The sequence below is a fragment of the Rhodoplanes sp. P11 genome (assembly GCF_964266735.1).
GTDB lineage: Bacteria > Pseudomonadota > Alphaproteobacteria > Rhizobiales > Xanthobacteraceae > Rhodoplanes > Rhodoplanes serenus.
Genome location: NZ_CAXWGY010000001.1, coordinates 573,371 through 591,395 on the forward strand (window position 1 = coordinate 573,371; position 18,025 = coordinate 591,395).

Consider the following 18,025-nt stretch of genomic DNA (forward strand, 5'->3'; position numbering starts at 1 on the left):
GGCGATCGTCGTTCGATCTATGGACCTTTGTGCCGGCGCGCGTTATTCGCGACCGGGAGCCCGACCGGGCTTTCGGGCACGCGACGCCAGGGATGGCCGCGCGGCCCGGTGTAGATTCGCGTGCGGGAGGGCGGGACGTCGTGGAAGAGGCCGTAGCCAACGGGCCGGCGCCGCCCTGCGCCGTGCATCTCGCCGACCTCGACATCGCCTTCCGGCTCGCCGACCGTTCGGTCTTCACCGCCGTGCGGGGCGCCACGCTGCGGGTGGCCGATGGCGAGTTCGTCGCCATCGTGGGCCCCACCGGGTGCGGCAAGTCGACCCTGCTCAACGCCGCCGCCGGCCTGCTGACCCCGAGCCGCGGCACCGTCGAGATCTTCGGCACGCCGCTCGCCGGCCTCAACCGCATGGCCGGCTACCTGTTCCAGGCCGATGCCCTGTTCCCGTGGAAGACCGCCATCGAGAACGTCGCCATCGGGCTGGAGATCGCCGGCACCCCGCGGGGGGAGGCGCGCGATGAGGCGGCGCAGTGGCTCGCCCGCGTCGGCCTCGGCAGCTTCGGCGATCGCTACCCGCACATGCTGTCCGGCGGCCAGCGCAAGCGCGTCGGCCTCGCCCAGGTGCTGATCCGCCACCCTAAGATCCTGCTGATGGACGAGCCGTTCGGGCCGCTCGACGCGCAGACCCGGCAGATCATGGGCAATCTGCTGCTGGAGCTGTGGAGCGCCGACCGCAAGGGGGTGATGTTCGTCACCCACGATCTCGAGGAGGCGATCGCGCTCGCCGATCGCGTCGTCATCATGTCGGCGGGGCCGGCGGCCCGCATCATCGGCGACTTCACCATTCCGCTCGCTCGTCCGCGCGACATCGCCGAGATCAAGCTCGACAAGGCGTTCCACGATGTCCACCGCGAGATCTGGTCGATGCTGCGCGACGAGGTGATGAAGGGCTACGTCCAGGCGGAGGCGGTGGGATGACCATGCGGCCCATGCACTCGGAGTTGCCGCGCGTACTGTGCCCTCTTCAGAGGGGAGAGGTGAAACACAGCAGCGGAGGCGTGGAGGGCCGGGCCGCGCCCGGCCATGACGACGTCGTGCCGTCGCACGGAGCTTGAGAATGTCCCGCCTGACCCTGCTGGCCCTCCAGATCCTCGTCGCCGTCGCGGTGATCGGCCTGTGGCATGGGCTCACCACCGTGCCGGTGTTCGGCACCGTGCTGCTGCCGCCGTTCTTCTTCTCGCGGCCCGCCGATGTCGGGGCCCGCATCGTCCAGTGGTTCGCCGACGGCTCGATCTGGATGCATCTCGGCATCACGCTGACCGAGTCGGTGCTGGCCTTCGTGATCGGCTCGCTCGGGGGCGCGCTGGTCGGCTTCTGGTTCGCCAGGAAGCCGGTGGTCGCCGCCGTGTTCGACCCCTATGTCAAGATGGCGAACGCGCTGCCGCGGGTGGTGCTGGCGCCGATCTTCGCGCTGTGGCTGGGGCTCGGCATCTGGTCCAAGGTGGCGCTCGGCATCACGCTCGTCTTCTTCGTGGTGTTCTTCAACGTCTATCAGGGCGTCAAGGAGGTGAGCCCGACGGTGCTCGCCAACGCCCGCATGCTGGGCATGAGCGAGCGCCAGCTGATGCGGCACGTCTACTGGCCCTCCGCTCTGTCCTGGATGTTCTCGTCGCTGCACACCTCGGTCGGCTTCGCGGTGGTGGGCGCCGTCGTCGGCGAGTATCTCGGCTCGGCAGCCGGGCTCGGCTATCTGATCCAGCAGGCCGAGGGCGTGTTCGACGTCGCCGGCGTGTTCGCCGGCATGACGGTGCTGGCCGCCTTCGTGATCCTGATCGACATGCTGGTCAGCGTGGTCGAGCGCCGCCTGCTGGTGTGGCGCCCGGTCTCTCACGACACCCGCGGGTGAGACGGCTCGCGCGCCGCCCGTCGATGCTCGCACCACGAGGCCGAGACCTGATGGAATCGTGGGTCGCGCCGCCGCTGCTGCTGATCGCCGCGCTCGCCTGGCTGGGGCCGGCACCCGCCAGCGCGCGTGAGGCGACGCCGGGAGCGGCGCGCGCCGCCCGCATCGAGCCGGTGCCGCTGCCACGACCACGACCCGCCTCGGCGCCGGTGCTGGCGCGGCCGCTCGGGCCGGGCATCGCCGCCGAGCCGCCGGTGCTCGCCGACGTGCCGCTGCCGCGCCCGCGGCCGGGCACCGAGCCGGCGGCCCCCGATCCCGCCGTGATGGAACGATACGCCGCCTGCCTCGATCGTCTCGCCGCCGTCGCCGAGCTGACCCCGGAGGCTCCGGCGGTCGGCAATCCGGCCTGCGAGGCGCACGATCTCGTGCGCTTCACGGCGCTGCGCCTCGCCGGCGGCGAGCGGGTGGCGCTTCAGCCCGCCGCCACCATCCGCTGCGCGCTCGCCGAGGCGATCGTCGGCTGGGTGCGGGAGGACGTGGCGGCCGCCGCCCGGGTGCGGGGCACGCGCCCGGCCAGCCTCACCGTCGACACCTCCTACGAGTGCCGCCCGCGCAATCGGATCGCCGGCGCCAAGATGAGCGAGCATGGCCGCGGCAATGCCGTCGACCTGCGTGCCGTAACGCTCGCCGACGGTCGCGTCGTCGGCCTCACCGATCCGGCCGCCGACAAGGCGTTCCGCACCGCGGTGGCGCAGGCGTCCTGCGCCCGCTTCACCACGGTGCTCGGCCCCGGCTCGGACGGCTATCACGAGAGCCACATTCATCTCGACATCGCCGAGCGGCGTGGCGGCTATCGGCTGTGCCAGTGGGAGGTGCGCGAGCCCGTCAAGCCGCCGCCGGCAAGGCCCGATGCGAAGCCACCCGATGCCAAGCCGCCCGGCGAGACCCGCGATCCGCCCGACGCGGAGACGCCGGAGGACGAGGCCGCGGCGCCCGACGCTGCGGACGCCGCCACCGAGGCGAAGCCCGCGCCGGTCGCGCCGCCGCCCACCAAGGCTACCCCGAAGCGGCCCGCCGACAAGACGTCCAAGGATAGAAAGTCCGCCGACAAGACGTCCGACGGGAAGAAGTCCGACGGCAAGGCCGCAGCCGGCAAGGCGGCGCGCGGCAAGCCGGCCGCGGCGCCCCCGCCACCGGCCCCGGAGCCGGACGGGGCCGAGGAGCTGGCGCCGGCGCCGGTGGCGCCGTCCGCGGATCAGCCCTGAGCCCGACGACCGCGCGGTTCCGACGATCACGCGGGCGCCGTCTCGTCGCGGCCGGATCGTCGGCGAGGCACCGATGCGGTGCCTCGCCTGCACCGCGCCGCGCGTCGGCCCTCACGCGGCGAGGTCGAGCACCACGCGGCCGTTGATCTCGCCGCGACGCATGCGGTCGAACACGCCGTTGATGTTCTCCAGCCGGTCGGTAGTGACGGTGGCCTTGACCTTGCCGGCATGGGCGAAGTCGAGCGCCTCCTGGAGATCGATGCGGGTGCCGACGATCGAGCCACGGACCGTGATGCCGTTGAGCACCATGTCGAACACCGGCAGCGGGAAGCTGCCGGGCGGCAAGCCGTTGAGCACCACCGTGCCGCCGCGGCGCACCATGCCGAGCGCCTGCTCGAACGGTTTCAGCGCCACCGCGGTGACCAGCACGCCGCGGGCGCCGCCGATCTCCTTGCGGATCACCGCCGCCGGATCGCTGGTCGCCGCGTTGATGGTCAGCTCGGCGCCGAGCCGGCGGGCGAGATCGAGCTTGTCGTCGGCGATGTCGACGGCGGCGACGTTGAGGCCCATGGCGACGGCGTACTGCACCGCCATGTGGCCGAGCCCGCCGACCCCCGAGATCACCACCCAGTCGCCCGGCCGCGTGTCGGTCACCTTCAGGCCCTTGTAGACGGTGACGCCGGCGCACAGCACCGGGGCGATCTCGACGAAGTCGACCTGAGCGGGCAGCCGGCCGACGAAATCGGGATCGGCCACCACATACTCGGCGAAGCCGCCGTTGACGCCATAGCCGGTGTTGACCTGCTGCTCGCACAGCGTCTCCCAGCTCGACAGGCAGTGCAGGCAGTGGCCGCAGGCGGAATGCAGCCACGGCACCCCGACGCGGTCGCCTTCCTTCACGGTCTTGACGCCGGCGCCGACCCCCGACACGTAGCCGACCCCCTCGTGGCCGGGCACGAAGGGCGGATTCGGCTTGATCGGCCAGTCGCCTTCGGCGGCGTGCAGATCGGTGTGGCAGACCCCGGAGGCGGCGATCTTCACCTGGATCTGCCCGGGACCCGGCTCCGGCACCGGGATCTCCTCGCAGACGAGCGGCTGGCCGAGGGTGCGGACGACGGCGGCGCGCATGGTCTTGGACATGGGACGAGCTCCGATCGAGGCGCCGGTCGCGGCGATGGCGAGCACGGCGCGGCAAATGACACGGGTTTCGGCACGGCGCCGAAGGGCGGCGCCGCGATGCTCTGGGTCGGGTCGGGACGCGCCGGTCGCGGTGCCGCCGCGCGGCGGCCGCGCCGACCGTCGCCGATAGTCAGAAGAAGCCGACCGCGTCGCGGCTGTAGCTCACCAGCACGTTCTTGGTCTGCTGATAGTGGTCGAGCATCATCTTGTGGGTCTCGCGCCCGATGCCCGACTGCTTGTAGCCGCCGAACGCCGCGTGCGCCGGATAGGCGTGATAGCAGTTGACCCACACGCGCCCAGCCGCGATGCCGCGACCGAAGCGGTAGGCGCGGGTGCCGTCGCGGGTCCACACGCCGGCGCCGAGCCCGTAACGGGTGTCGTTGGCGATGGCGAGGGCATCGGCCTCGTCCTCGAAGGTGGTCACCGACACCACCGGGCCGAAGATCTCCTCCTGGAACACCCGCATGGAATTGTGCCCGCGGAACACCGTGGGGGTGACGTAGTAGCCGCCGGCGAGCGGCCCCGGCAGCGTGGCGCGGGTGCCGCCGGCCAGCACCTCGGCGCCCTCCTGGCGACCAATCTCGATGTAGGAGAGAATCTTGTCGAGCTGCTCCTGGGACGACTGGGCGCCGATCATGGTGGCGGGATCGAGCGGATCACCCTGGCGGATGGCGGCGACGCGGGCGAGCGCCCGCTCCATGAAGCGGTCGTAGATCGACGTCTGCACCAGCGCCCGGCTCGGGCAGGTGCACACCTCGCCCTGGTTGAGCGCGAACATCACGAAGCCTTCGACGGCCTTGTCGAAGAAGGCGTCGTCGGCGGCCGCCACGTCGGCGAAGAAGATGTTGGGCGACTTGCCGCCGAGCTCCAGCGTCACCGGGACGAGATTGCGGCTCGCATACTCCATCACCAGCCGCCCGGTGCTGGTCTCGCCCGTGAAGGCGATCTTGGCGATGCGCGGGCTCGACGCCAGCGGCTTGCCGGCCTCGAGGCCGAACCCGTTGACGATGTTGAGAACACCGGGCGGCAGCAGGTCCGCCACCAGCTCGGCCCAGACCAGGATCGAGGCGGGCGTCTGCTCGGCCGGCTTGAGCACCACGCAATTGCCGGCGGCGAGCGCCGGCGCCAGCTTCCAGGTCGCCATCAGCAGCGGGAAGTTCCACGGGATGATCTGCCCGACGACGCCGAGCGGCTCGTGGAAATGGAACGCCACTGTGTCGCGGTCGATCTCGGAGATCGAGCCCTCTTGGGCGCGCAGCGCCCCGGCGAAGTAGCGGAAGTGATCGATGGCGAGCGGCAGATCGGCGAGCCGCGTCTCGCGGATCGGCTTGCCGTTGTCCCATGTCTCGGCGGTGGCGAGGCGGTCGAGATTCTCCTCCATCCGGTTGGCGATCCGGTTCAGCAGCAGCGCGCGTTCGGTGGCGCTCGTGTGGCCCCACGCCTCGCGCGCCGCATGGGCGGCATCGAGGGCGAGCTCGACGTCCTCCGCCTGCGAGCGCGCCACCTCGGTGAGCTTGGCGCCGGTGATCGGCGTGATGACATCGAAATATCGCCCGGCCACCGGATCGACCCAGCGGCCGCCGATGAAGTTGCCGTAGCGTGGCTTGAAGATCGTTGCGGTCTCGAACTCCCGCATGACCATTCTGTTCATCGTTTCCTCCCTTTGACGGAAATCAGCTCCGTCGACGTCCACGCGCCGATGCGAGGCCCGCATCGACGGTGCCGCCACCATCAGCAGAGGACGTGCCAAGTGCCCCGATGGTGGTCCGCATGTCGCATGTCGATTCGGTCGCAGGGCCGCAGAGGTCTGAAAGTCGGAGCAAATCACGTCGGGTCGCAGGGCCGGACCGGGCGCTCTATGGACAGTGCTCGCGCCTGCATGCGATACTCGTGAAAGTTGGACGCAACAGGTGTCGGCGCGACAGTGTTGCAGAATCCAACACCTCCGGGAGACGCCTATGTCGGACGCATCGGTGCCACACGCATCGGTGTCAGATGCATCGGTGTCAGATGCATCGGTGCCGAGCGCATCGACGCAAGATGCCGTGGACGTGGCGCGCCGCCGCTTCTTGAACGAAGGGCGGGTGCCGCACGGCGTACTGGCTGCCTCGATCCTGCGGTCGTGGCAGCGCTGCGTTCGGCACGGCCTCGACGCCTGCCGCCGCCCGGTGGTCGATCCGCCCGGCGCCGCCGAGCTTCGCCATCTGCACGGGCAGCACGAGCGGCTCCGCCGCCTGTCGCGGCCCGAGCTGGAGGTGCTGTACGGCGACGCGCGCCGCTGCGGCAGTGTCGTCATCCTCACCGGGCCGGACGGCACGGTGCTGGATCTGGTGGGAGACCCCAGCTTCGCCGGTCGTGCGGCGCGCGTCGATCTTCGCCCCGGGGTGTCGTGGAGCGAGACCGCGACCGGCACCAACGCGATCGGCACCGCCCTGGTGGAGCGTCGGCCGGTGGCGGTGCACGGCCGCGAGCACTGGTTCGATCATCACCGCATCCTGGCTTGTGCGGCGGCACCGCTCGTCGATCCGCGCGGCCGGCTCGCCGGCGTACTCGACCTCTCCGGCCCGGCGACGGATCGCCATCGCCACGCGCTCGCCCTGGTGCGGCTGGTGGCTCGCCAGATCGAGCACCGCTTCTTCGCCGACGGTTTCGCGCATTGCACCGTGCTGCGCCTGCATCGCGATGCCGCGCTCATCGGCACCGTGCACGAAGGCATCCTGGTGTTCGACGACGGCTGCCTGGTGGCGGCCGATCGCACCGGCCTCGCGCTGGTCGGGCATGATTGGGCGGCGCTCGACCGGCTCTGCCTCGACGATCTGACAGGAGGGACACCGGACCCTGCGGCATCGTCCGACGATGGCCCGCGGCGATTGCGGGGCATCGACGGCTCGGTGCTGTTCGGACGGGTGTCGCCGCCGCACCGACGTCCCGTCGGCCGCGCCGCCCGACGGGACACGGTGGTGGCCGGGGAAACGGCTCAGGAAGCGAGTGCGGCGCCCGCGCGGCGTCACGGTCGCGCCGGCGACGCGGTGACGACGGCGACCACGATGGCGTCGGCGGCGGCGTCGGTGCCGCACCGTCGCGCCGTCGATCCCTCGGCGGGGCGGGTGGTCGAGCCGGTTCTGGGGGACGAGATGCGGGCCGCGCTCGCCCGCACGGTGCGGCTGGTCGATGCCGGCATTCCGGTTCTGCTGCTCGGCGAGACCGGCTCGGGCAAGGAGGTGTTCGCGCGCCGCGTCCACGCCGAGAGCGGGCGCAGCGGCAAACCGTTCGTCGCCGTCAATTGCGCGGCGCTGCCGGAGGGGCTGATCGAAGCCGAGCTGTTCGGCTACGAGGCGGGGGCCTTCACGGGCGCGCGTCGCGACGGCGCCAAGGGGCTGCTGCGGCGGGCCGACGGCGGCATTCTCTTCCTCGACGAGATCGGCGACATGCCGCTCGTCATGCAGAGCCGCCTGCTGCGGGTGCTCCAGGACAAGGAGGTGTCGCCGCTCGGCGGTGGCCGGCCGGTGCCGGTCGACTTCGCGCTGATCTGTGCGACGCACCAGCCACTCGGGGCGCTGCTGGCCGCCGGCGAGTTTCGCCAGGATCTCTACTTCCGGATCGCGCAATACGTGGTGGAGCAGCCGCCGGTGCGCCGCCACCCCGATCGGCGCAGCTTGGTGCGCACGCTGTGGCGGCGGCTCGGTGGTGACGATGCCGGCCTCGTTCTCGCGCCGGAGACCGAGCGGCTTCTCGCCGCCTACGAGTGGCCGGGTAATTTCCGCCAGCTCGTCTGCGTGCTGCGCACCCTGATGGTGCTGAGCGACGCCGACGGTGTGGTGATGCCGGACCTGCTGCCCGCCGATCTGCGGGCGACCGCGGCCGGAGCTGCTGCGCCGTCCACCCTCACCGCGTTCGCCGCCCCAGAGCCGCCGCACGACAGCGTGCCGGCCCCGCGACCGACCGGCGACGGCGAGGCCGACCCCCAGAGCGGCGGGCTCGCCGACCAGATGCGCCGGGCGATGCACCGGGCGCTGGAGGAGAGCGGTGGCAATGTCTCGCGCGCCGCCCGCCGGCTCGGCATCGATCGCAGCACCTATTATCGGCGGCTGCGGCGCGACGACCGCGGCCGGCCCGGCCGCGCCTGACCTGGGAGGTGGTCGCGCCGCCGCGCTGTGGCCGTCATCGCGCCGCGAAGGTGACGGCCTCGATCTTGTTGCCGTCGGGATCGCGCACGAAGGCGCCGTAGTAATGGGCGTCGTATTGCGGGCGCAGGCCCGGCGGTCCGTCGTCACGGCCGCCGCGCGCCACCGCCTCCGCGTGGAACTGATCCACCATGGCGCGGTCCCGCGCCGGGAAGGCGACATGGACGCCGTTGCCGGGCGTCGCGGGCCGGCCGTCGACCGGCACCTCCAGGCTGAACACGGTGTCGCCGCTGCCGTAGCCGATCGAATGCTCGTCGGCGTAGACCAGCCGCAGACCGAGCACCGCCAGCACCGGATCGTAGAAGGCGCGGGCGCGGGCGATGTCGGTGGTGCCGAACGAGACGTGATGGATCATGACGGCCTCCTCTCCACCGGAGAGAAGGCGCGTCACGCGGACACGGTTGCATCGTGGCCACCGGGCTGCGCCCCGATGCCGCAGCGGCAGCCCGGAACCGTGCCGCGGGCCGCGATCGGTCGCCGGCGCCCTCGCGGAGCGAGCAGCCGACCGCACAGGGCGTCAGACGAGATCCGGCGGATCAATGCGGTGGTCATTCCGGAAGCCGCGAAGCGGCTGTCCGGAATCCAGCCGAGAGTCCAGAGTTTGCCGCGGGATGACGTGTCTCGCTGGGTTCCGGGTTCGCGGCACCGGATGGCGCAAAGCGCCGATCCGGGTGCCGCGCCCCGGAACGACGGCGAACTGATCACCCGGAAACAGGATCACTCCTCCTTGTAGCCGTAGGCCGGGGTGTTGCCGGTGGCTCCGTAATACTTGAACGGCAGGAACTTGCCCGACATGGTGATCTTCACCCGGTCGCCACGCGGATCGGGCAGGCGCTCCATCTGCATGTCGAAGTCGATCGCCGACATGATGCCGTCGCCGAACTCCTCCTCGATCAGCGCCTTCCAGGCCGGGCCGTTGATCATCACCAGCTCGTAGAAGCGGTAGATCAGCGGATCGGTCGGCGGCATCACGGCGTCGGCGCCGCGCATCGGCACCTCGTTGAGCATGGCAGTCTCGGCCGCCGACAGGCCGAACAGCGCGCCGGCCTTTTCGGCCTGCGGCTTGGTCAGCTTCATCTGGCCGAGCAGCGCGCCGACGATCAGCACCGGCGAGAAGCCGCCGATCGCGTCGCAGATATGCTTCCAGGTCCAGCCCTTCTCGCGCTTGATGTCGAGAATCTTCTCGGTGAGGTCGGCGCGGATCATGAGGATCTCCTTCGATGCGATGGTTCGAAACGATGGTTGCGGTGCGCCTCCGGGAGGCGGCGTGCGACGCCGTCAGCCGGCTTGCGAGACGGGGGGCCGGGCGATGTCCGACCGTGGCGGAACGGGGTGCGCGTCGCCGAGCATCACCGGCTCCGGCGCGCCGGGCCGCACCACCGGCGGCCGGCGGCGGTCGAGCGCCGCCTTGTCGGCGTCGCCGAAGCTCTTGCTGCGCGACACCAGGAAGTCGACGACATGATTACGCACCGCGTAGTAGAGCGGATGCTTATGGACATCGTGGCGCTTGCGATCGGCCGGCAGCGGGTTCTCGACGATCTCGGCCAGCACCGCCTGCGGGCCGTTGGTCATCAGCACGATGCGATCGGCCAGGTAGATCGCCTCGTCGACATCGTGGGTGATCATGACCACGGTCTGGCCGGTCTCGCGGCAGATGCGACGCACCTCGTCCTGGAGGGTGCCGCGGGTGAGCGCGTCGAGGGCCGAGAACGGCTCGTCCATCAGCAGGATCTTCGGCTCGATCGACAGCGCCCGGGCGATGCCGACCCGCTGCTTCATGCCGCCGGACAGCTCGGCCGGCCGTTTGTGCTCGGCGCCCGCGAGCCCGACCAGCGCGATGAAGCGGCGCGCGTGCTCCTCCACCTCGAGGCGCGACCAGCGTCGCCATTTCGACGACACCGCGAAGGCGACGTTGCCGAGCACGGTGCGCCAGGGCAGCAGCGCATGGCTCTGGAAGATCACCGCACGATCGAGGCTGGGGCCTTCGATCGCCTGATTGTCGACGATGACGGTGCCGTCGCTCGGGGTGTCTAGCCCGGCCAGCACGTTGAGCACCGTGGTCTTGCCGCAGCCGGAGTGGCCGATCACGCAGGTGAAGGTGCCGCGCTCCATGGCGAGCCACAGATCCTCGAACACCGTGGTGGTGCCGCCGCCCGCCGCCGGGAACCGCTTGGCGATGCCTTCGATGGAGATGAATTTCTGGGTCATGAGCTGGCTGAATTCTCTGCCGTCATGCCCGCGCTCGTCGCGGGCATCCACGTCTTGCTGCGGGTGCCGAAAGGAAGGCGTGGATGGCCGGGACGAGCCCGGCCATGACGTGCAAAAGCAGGATTGCTGAGCCTCATTCCACTCACTCCGGGAAGGTGACGGCGCGGGTGAGCCGCGCGAGGAGCTGATCGAGGATCATGCCGACCACGCCGATCACCAGAATGGCGGTGATCACGTTGGTGATCGACAGGTTGTTCCACTCGTTCCAGACGAAGTAGCCGATGCCGGTGCCGCCGACGAGCATCTCGGCCGCCACGATGACGAGCCAGGCGATGCCGATGGAGATGCGCATGCCGGTTAAGATGGTGGGCGCCGCCGCCGGCAGCAGCACCGTGAAGATCCGCCGCAGCGTGCCGACCTCCAAGGTGCGGGCGACGTTGATCCATTCGCGCCGCACCGACGCGATGCCGAACGCGGTGTTCGCGAGCATCGGCCACAGCGAGCAGATGAAGATGACGAACACGGCGGAGAGGCCGGAGTCCTTGATGGTGTAGAGCGCGAGCGGCATCCAGGCGAGCGGCGAGATTGGCTTGAGCACCTGGACGAACGGATCGAGGGCGCGGCTCATCAGCGGCGACATGCCGATCAGCACGCCGATCGGGATCGCCACCAGGACGGCGAGCAGATAGCCGGCGGCGACGCGGGCGATCGACCAGCCGAGCTGGATGCCGAGGCCCTTGTCGTTGGTGCCGCGATCGTAGAACGGGTCCTTGAGATGACTCCAGACGGTGGCGGCGACGTCGAGCGGCCCCGGCATCGCGGACTTGCCTTGCGTCGCGGTGGCGCCCATCAGCTTGGCGTACTCGGGGTCCATGGCGGCGGTCGGCCCGCCGCCGCGGGTGGCGAGGTGCCAGGCGAGCAGGAAGGCCGCCAGCAGGGCGAGCGACACCACGGCGGCACGGAACGTGAGGGAGCGGGTCATCGTGGCTCCGGAGTGATCAGGTCGAACGTTGTTCCTCGTCACCTCTCCCCGCACGCGGGGAGAGGTGACTCGGCGCTTTGCTTGTCGCGCACGAGTTCGCGCACGAGATCGAGCGCGCCTCACGCGCGCCTGATCGCGAAGCTGGCGACATACTCGTCGGGCTTGGCCGGATCGAAGGTCTTGCCCATCACCACGAGGCTCTTGGTGCTCGCCTCGGGCGGGGTCAGGCCGACCTCCTTCATCAGCCGCGCCGTGTCGGTGGCGAGGAACACCTGGCGGGCGACGCCGGCATAATCGACGTCGCCCTTGATCTGCCCCCAGCGCTTCATTTGCGTGAGAATCCACACGCCGAACGATTCCCACGGGAACGGATCGAAGGCGATGCGGTCCGGGTCCTTCCTCACGCTGCCGAGGCCGTCCGCATAGGTGCCGGTCAGCACCTGCTCGACCACCGTGACGGGCTGGTTGAGATAGTTGGCGGGCGCGATGGCGGCGGCGATCTCCTTGCGGTTCTCCGCCTTGGTGGCATAGGCGGTGGCGTCGATGATCGCCTTGAGCAGCGCCGCATAGGTGTTGGGGGCGGAGGTGACGAACTCCTTCGAGGCCGCGAAGGCGCAGCACGGGTGGCCGTCCCACAGCTCCTTGGAGAGCAGGTGGATGAAGCCGACGCCGTCGTAGACGGCGCGCTGGTTGACCGGATCGGGAGCGAGGAAGCCGTCGATGTTGTCGGCGCGCAGATTGGCCACCATCTCGGGCGGCGGCACGGCGCGGATCTGGATGTCGGTGTCGGGATCGAGGCCGTGCTCCGCCACGTAGTAGCGCAGCAGATAGTTGTGCATCGAGTAGTCGAACGGCACCGCGAACTTGAAGCCTTTCCACGACTTCGGGTCGCGCCGGTCCTTGTGCTTCATGGCCAGGGTGATGGCCTGGCCGTTGATGTTCTCGATCGCCGGCGCCGTGTAGGGGAGCGGGCTCGCGCCGGCCCCCACCGTGATGGCGAGCGGCATCGGCGACAGCATGTGGGCGGCGTCGTACTCCTTGTTCAGCGTCTTGTCGCGGATCACCGCCCAGCCGGCGGTCTTCACCACCTCCACGTCGAGCCCGTGCTTGGCGTAGAAGCCCATCGGGTGCGCCATGATGATCGGCGTCGCGCAGGTGATCGGGATGAAGCCGACCTTGAGGCTCTTCTTCTCGATGGCGCCGGCGCCTTGGGCGAACAGCTCGGTCGCGGTGCCGAGCGGGAACACCTGGGCGAGCGCCGCGAGTGCCGTCGAGGCGCCGACGGATTTCAGGAAGGTGCGACGCGCCGCATCCTGCGGGAACATCGCCCGCATCACCGCCGAGGCGACGACGCCGGTGTAGCGGTCCTCCTCACTGGCCGGCAGGGCCGCGTGGGGCGCCACGCCTACCACCTCGGCCCGCATAGTGGAGTTGTGTGCAGCGGTGTCGTGCTCGGCCTGGCTCGCATGGCGGCCGCAGGTGCAGCCCGCCGATAGTCGGCGGTCGCTGCGGAAGGGATCGTCGAACAGGGACATGGCGGGCTCCGTCTCGTCACCCCGGGTCGGTGGGTCGGAGCAGAAATTTGCAATCCATGTGCCAGGGCCGCGGTGCCGGAATCGGCGGTCCTGCGGCGGTCGGACTGTATGCAATGCATAGAATCCGGGCAGGGCTGCTGTCTGCCTCGGCATTGAGCAGATTCCATGTATAGGTCTGCTGCTTCCACGTGCAAGCACGGCCGCCGTCGTGCTCGTCATGGAGCGTGTCGCGCCGATCCTGCAACTTTAGGCGGCGACGGCAGCATGCCGAGGTGGTAGCGGCGCGGAGCGCGACGGCACGCCGGGATGCAACGAAGCGCGAACGAAGTTCCCTGAGCGATTTCCGTGCTTTGTTCCCTTCGTAGTGTCCCGGAGGGGATGCCGGGCCGCAGCGGCTCGACAGCCCGGCAGCGGCAGAACGCCGCGGTTCGCGACGGAATGCCGTGCTGCAAAAAAACGGATGACGGCCGTGGCACGCGGCGATTCCGCCTTATTGTGGGTCGACGCGCGGGCCGTCCGGCGCTGCCGGGACGGGCGCGTCGGGACTGCCGCGAGAAGCGCCGATCGGCGCCAGCAGGAGGCGTATGGACGCGCAAGGCTTGGGACTGCTGCCGACCCTCGTGGTCAGCCTCACCATCGCGTTCGCGGGCGGCGTGCTGGCCCGCGCCGTGCGGCTGCCGCCGATCCTCGGCTATCTCGGCGCCGGGATCGTGGTCGGCCCGTTCACGCCCGGCTTCATCGCCGACCAGACGATCGCCAACGAGCTCGCCGAGATCGGCGTCGCGCTGCTCCTGTTTGGGGTCGGCCTTCACTTCTCGTTCACCGATCTCCTGGCGGTGCGGCGGGTCGCCGTGCCGGGCGCGCTCCTCCAGATCGCCGTCACCACCGCGATCGGCCTCACGGTCGGCCAGGTGGTGCTGGGGCTCGATCCGGTCGCCGCCACCATCGTGGGCTTGTCGCTCGCCATCGCGTCGACCGCGGTGGCGACCCGGGCGCTCGAGGAGCGCGGCCAGCTCACCGCGCCGGCCGGCCGCATCGCGCTCGGCTGGCTGGTGGTGCAGGACCTGGTGGTCATCCTGGCGCTGGTGCTGATCCCGGCGCTCGGCACCGGCGCCGCGTCGGCGGCCGATTTCGCCACCCAGCTCGGCCGCGCCGTGCTCCAGCTCGTCGGCTTCGTCGCCATCATCCTGCTGGTCGGCCGGCGTGCCATTCCGTCGCTGCTCGGTTATGTGGCGCGGCTCGGCTCGCGCGAGCTGTTCACGCTGGCGGTCGCCGTGGTGGCGCTCGGGGTCGCCTACGGGTCGTCGCTGCTGTTCGGCATCTCGCTGGCGCTCGCCGCCTTCTTCGCCGGCGTCGTGCTCGGCGAGAGCGACCTCAACCATCACGCCGCCGCCGAGGCGATGCCGATGCAGCACGTCTTCGCGGTGCTGTTCTTCGTCTCCGCCGGGATGCTGTTCGATCCCACGACGCTCGTCCGCATGCCGCTGGAGATCGCCGCCGTGGTGGTCGCCATCGTGGTCGGCACCGGGTTGGCGACGCTCCTGATCCTGCTCGGCCTGCGCGCCTCGCCCGAGACCGCCGGGGTGGTCGGGGCGACCTTCGCGCAGATCGGCGAGTTCTCCTTCATCCTCACCGATCTCGCGGTGCGGCGCGGGATGTTGCCGACCTCCGGCCGCGACCTGGTGCTGGCCGCCGCGCTGATCGCCATCATCGTCAACCCGCTGGTGTTCCCGCTGCTCGCGCGTCTGGCAGTCTGGCTCGGCCATCTGCCGATGGTGGAGCGCTGGCGCGGTCGCGGCGGGCCGCCGCTGCCCCACCGGGCGCCGCGGGTGAGCAACCACGCCATCCTGATCGGCCACGGCCGCGTCGGCGCCACGGTGGCGACCGCGCTCGCCCGCCATGGCCTGCCCTATGTGGTGGTGGAGGCCGACCGCCGCCTCGCCGAGCGGCTGCGCGAGCGCGGCGGCCATGTCGTCTACGGCGATGCCACCCGCGAGGAGGTGCTGGCCGCGGCCCTGCCGCAGGCGGCCCGCCTGATCGTGGTGGCGCTGCCGGACGCCTTCCAGGCCCGCCGGGTCATCTCGCTCGCCCGCACCCTCAACCCCAAGATCGAGACCGCGGTGCGCACCCATTCGGATGCCGAAGCCCACTATCTCGCCGATCTCGGGGTCGGCCTCGCCGTGATGGGCGAGCGCGAGATCGCCTTCGGCATGTCGGACTTCGCCCTCCAGCGGCTCGGCGTGTCGGCCGAGGACGCCCAGGAGACGGTCAACCGGCTACGGGCCCGCAAGCGCCCCGTCGCCAGTGCGGCCTGACCTCCATACCTCCGGGATTCTGCGTACGACAAACGACGAAGTCTTCGCCGGTTACTCTGTAAATTTTCTAAGTTGCTGACTTGACGATCATTTTGACTTGACTCCCGAGGCTCCGTCCCGGACAAGCAAGGGCACGATCTGACAGTCGTTCGCATTTGCGCAGGACCCTTCGAGGCGTCGCCATGGCCCGTATGCTCTCCGAGTTCGCAATCGACGAGCTGTGCGGGGCGCCGTCCTCGGTGCGGCTGGGGCAGGCGCGGCGCGGCTTCCGGGGCCAGATCGCGGCGATCGCGCCGCACGGGCATGCGACCAGCCTGTCGCCGGCCGAGCTGGAGAGCCGGCTGGTCGAGCTCGGCTTCGTCGAGGGCGCCCGGGTCGAGATCCTGCACGAAGGTGCCTTCGGTCACGATCCCATCGCGGTGCGGGTCGACGGCGCCACCATCGCGCTGCGCCGGCGCGAGGCGATGGCCATCCTGGTGAGCTGACCGGGTCGTGTCATGAGTGCCGTCGAACCGGCCGGCGGCTTTCGTCTCGCCCTGGTCGGCAATCCCAACTGCGGCAAGACGGCGCTGTTCAACGCCCTCACCGGCAGCCGCCAGAAGGTGGCGAACTATCCGGGCGTCACCGTCGAGCGCAAGACCGGCACCTTCCAGACACCCGCCGGCCGCGCCGTCCGCCTGCTCGATCTTCCCGGGACCTACTCGCTGCGCGCCCGCAGCCCCGACGAGGTGGTGACGCGCGACGCGGTGCTGGGCCGCATCGCCGGCGAGCCGCCGCCGGACCTGCTGCTGTGCGTCGCCGATGCCACCAATCTGCGCATCGCGCTGCGCCTGGTGCTGGAGCTCAAGCGGGTCGGCCGGCCCCTGATGCTCGCCCTCAACATGATCGACATCGCCCGCCGGCGCGGCTTCGCGTTCGATCTCGACCGGCTGTCGGCCGAGCTCGGCATCCCGGTGGTCACCTCCACGGCGGTGCGCCGCGGCGGCGTCGAGGCGCTGCTCGCCCGCGTCGATGGGGTGCTGGCCGCGTCACCTGCCGCCGAGGCCGGCGGGCCGGCGCCGGCCAACACCTGGGCGCCGCCCTCGTCGGCCGAGCTGCGCGCCACCCAGCGCGAGGCCGATCGCATCCTGGCCGCCGCCGTCGAGGCGCCGGGGCGGCCCGACACCCTGACCGGACGGCTCGACGCCGTGCTGCTGCATCCCGTCGCCGGCCTGGTGATCCTGCTCGCCGTGCTGTTCGTGATGTTCCAGGCGGTGTTCTCGGGCGCCCGTCCGGTGATGGACCTGATCACTGCCGGCTTCGAGGCGCTCGGCGCGCTCGCCGAGGCCCACATCCCCGACGGCCTGTTGCAGAGCTTCGTCAAGGACGGCGTCATCGCCGGCATCGGCAGCGTCGTCGCCTTCCTGCCGCAGATCCTCATCCTGTTCTTCTTCATCCTGGTGCTGGAGGATCTCGGCTACCTGGCGCGCGCCGCCTTCCTGATGGACCGCATCATGGGCAGCGCCGGCCTGCACGGCCGTGCCTTCATCCCGCTCCTGTCGAGCTTCGCCTGTGCGATCCCGGGCATCATGGCGGCGCGGGTGATCGACAGCCGGCGCGACCGGCTGACCACCATCCTGGTGGCGCCGCTGATGACCTGCTCGGCCCGCATTCCGGTCTATGTGCTGATCGTCTCGGCCTTCGTGCCCGACCGGCCGGTGCTCGGCCTGCTGTCGCTCCAGGGGCTGGTGATGTTCGGCCTCTATGCGGCCGGCATCGCCAGCGCGCTGACGGTGTCGTTCGTGGCCAAGCGGGTGTTCTGGCGCGACCATCCGGCCGAGCCGTTCATGCTGGAGCTGCCCGACTACAAGCTGCCGCGGCCGCAGAACGTGCTGCTCGGCCTCGTCACCCGCGCCCGGATGTTCCTGGAGCGGGCCGGAACCACCATCTTCGCCATGATGGTGCTGATCTGGTTTCTCGCCTCGTTCCCGCGGCCGCCCGAAGGCGCCACCGAGCCAGACATCAACTACAGCCTCGCGGCCATCATCGGCCGTGCCCTGGAGCCGATCACGGCGCCGATCGGCTTCGACTGGCACATCAACATCGCACTGGTGCCGGGCCTGGCGGCCCGCGAGGTGGCGGTGGCGGCACTCGCCACCGTCTACGCCATCGAGGGCGGCAAGGAGGCGACCGAGCAGATCGGCCAGGCGCTGGCCCAGAGCTGGAGCCTCGCCACCGCGCTGGCGCTGCTCGCCTGGTACGTGTTCGCGCCGCAATGCGCCTCGACGCTGGCGGTGATCCGCCGCGAAACCGGCGGCTGGCGCTGGATGGCGGTGTCGTTCGCCTACATGATGGCGCTCGCCTACGCGGCCGCGTTCGTCACCTACAACGTGGCCCGGATGCTGGGAGCGGGCTCTTAGCCCTTTCGCGGGAACGCCGCCGATCCGCCCCGGCTCCCGATTTGCTATAACGGCGCGTC

Annotated in this window: 14 protein-coding genes; 7 read left to right on the top strand and 7 right to left on the bottom strand. The window is 70.5% G+C overall.

The window, feature by feature from the left end; genetic code table 11:
* Positions 1–182 precede the first annotated feature (182 nt).
* From ACFQUV_RS02610 to ACFQUV_RS02620, 3 genes are all read left to right on the top strand, one after another.
* A complete protein-coding gene (locus ACFQUV_RS02610; RefSeq protein WP_371851739.1) occupies positions 183–974 on the top strand; it encodes an ABC transporter ATP-binding protein in 792 nt (263 codons plus the stop codon).
* Between the two features lie 139 nt (positions 975–1,113).
* Positions 1,114–1,902 carry an ABC transporter permease gene (locus tag ACFQUV_RS02615; protein WP_111388016.1) on the top strand — a complete coding sequence of 263 codons (789 nt, stop codon included), beginning with the start codon at positions 1,114–1,116 and terminating at the stop codon, positions 1,900–1,902.
* A gap of 50 nt (positions 1,903–1,952) precedes the next feature.
* Positions 1,953–3,164, top strand: coding sequence for an extensin family protein (locus ACFQUV_RS02620; protein ID WP_165364153.1), 1,212 nt, complete (start codon positions 1,953–1,955; stop codon positions 3,162–3,164).
* A 111-nt stretch (positions 3,165–3,275) separates the two neighbouring features.
* Here ACFQUV_RS02620 and ACFQUV_RS02625 read toward each other — a convergent pair whose 3' ends face one another.
* Positions 3,276–4,304 (bottom strand): zinc-dependent alcohol dehydrogenase, encoded by a 1,029-nt coding sequence (locus ACFQUV_RS02625; protein WP_129611081.1) that lies wholly within the window; start codon positions 4,302–4,304, stop codon positions 3,276–3,278.
* A gap of 169 nt (positions 4,305–4,473) precedes the next feature.
* Positions 4,474–5,985, bottom strand: a complete 1,512-nt coding sequence (adh, locus tag ACFQUV_RS02630) for an aldehyde dehydrogenase (RefSeq protein ID WP_371851738.1) — start codon at positions 5,983–5,985, stop codon at positions 4,474–4,476.
* Positions 5,986–6,361: 376 nt separating this feature from the next.
* Between adh and ACFQUV_RS02635 the strand changes: the two genes are divergently transcribed.
* Positions 6,362–8,470: a sigma-54-dependent Fis family transcriptional regulator gene (locus ACFQUV_RS02635; RefSeq protein ID WP_244601726.1), complete on the top strand. Its 2,109-nt coding sequence runs from the start codon at positions 6,362–6,364 to the stop codon at positions 8,468–8,470.
* Between the two features lie 34 nt (positions 8,471–8,504).
* Here ACFQUV_RS02635 and ACFQUV_RS02640 read toward each other — a convergent pair whose 3' ends face one another.
* The 5 genes from ACFQUV_RS02640 to ACFQUV_RS02660 all read right to left on the bottom strand — a co-directional run bounded on the left by ACFQUV_RS02640 (position 8,505) and on the right by ACFQUV_RS02660 (position 13,252).
* Complete coding sequence (locus ACFQUV_RS02640) at positions 8,505–8,882, bottom strand: VOC family protein (RefSeq protein WP_129611078.1); 378 nt, start codon at positions 8,880–8,882, stop codon at positions 8,505–8,507.
* Between the two features lie 362 nt (positions 8,883–9,244).
* Positions 9,245–9,733, bottom strand: a complete 489-nt coding sequence (gene cynS / locus ACFQUV_RS02645; protein WP_111384243.1) for a cyanase — start codon at positions 9,731–9,733, stop codon at positions 9,245–9,247.
* 72 nt (positions 9,734–9,805) lie between these two features.
* Positions 9,806–10,735, bottom strand: coding sequence for an ABC transporter ATP-binding protein (locus ACFQUV_RS02650; protein ID WP_129611077.1), 930 nt, complete (start codon positions 10,733–10,735; stop codon positions 9,806–9,808).
* 142 nt (positions 10,736–10,877) lie between these two features.
* Positions 10,878–11,717, bottom strand: a complete 840-nt coding sequence (gene ntrB, locus ACFQUV_RS02655) for a nitrate ABC transporter permease (protein ID WP_129611076.1) — start codon at positions 11,715–11,717, stop codon at positions 10,878–10,880.
* 119 nt (positions 11,718–11,836) lie between these two features.
* Complete coding sequence (locus tag ACFQUV_RS02660) at positions 11,837–13,252, bottom strand: CmpA/NrtA family ABC transporter substrate-binding protein (protein WP_129611075.1); 1,416 nt, start codon at positions 13,250–13,252, stop codon at positions 11,837–11,839.
* Between the two features lie 584 nt (positions 13,253–13,836).
* Between ACFQUV_RS02660 and ACFQUV_RS02665 the strand changes: the two genes are divergently transcribed.
* From ACFQUV_RS02665 to ACFQUV_RS02675, 3 genes are all read left to right on the top strand, one after another.
* A complete protein-coding gene (locus tag ACFQUV_RS02665; RefSeq protein ID WP_111384247.1) occupies positions 13,837–15,567 on the top strand; it encodes a cation:proton antiporter in 1,731 nt (576 codons plus the stop codon).
* Between the two features lie 191 nt (positions 15,568–15,758).
* Entirely contained in the window at positions 15,759–16,052 is a 294-nt protein-coding gene (locus ACFQUV_RS02670; protein WP_111384258.1) for a FeoA family protein, read from the top strand.
* Positions 16,053–16,064: 12 nt separating this feature from the next.
* Positions 16,065–17,966 carry a ferrous iron transporter B gene (locus ACFQUV_RS02675; RefSeq protein WP_129611074.1) on the top strand — a complete coding sequence of 634 codons (1,902 nt, stop codon included), beginning with the start codon at positions 16,065–16,067 and terminating at the stop codon, positions 17,964–17,966.
* Positions 17,967–18,025 lie beyond the last annotated feature (59 nt).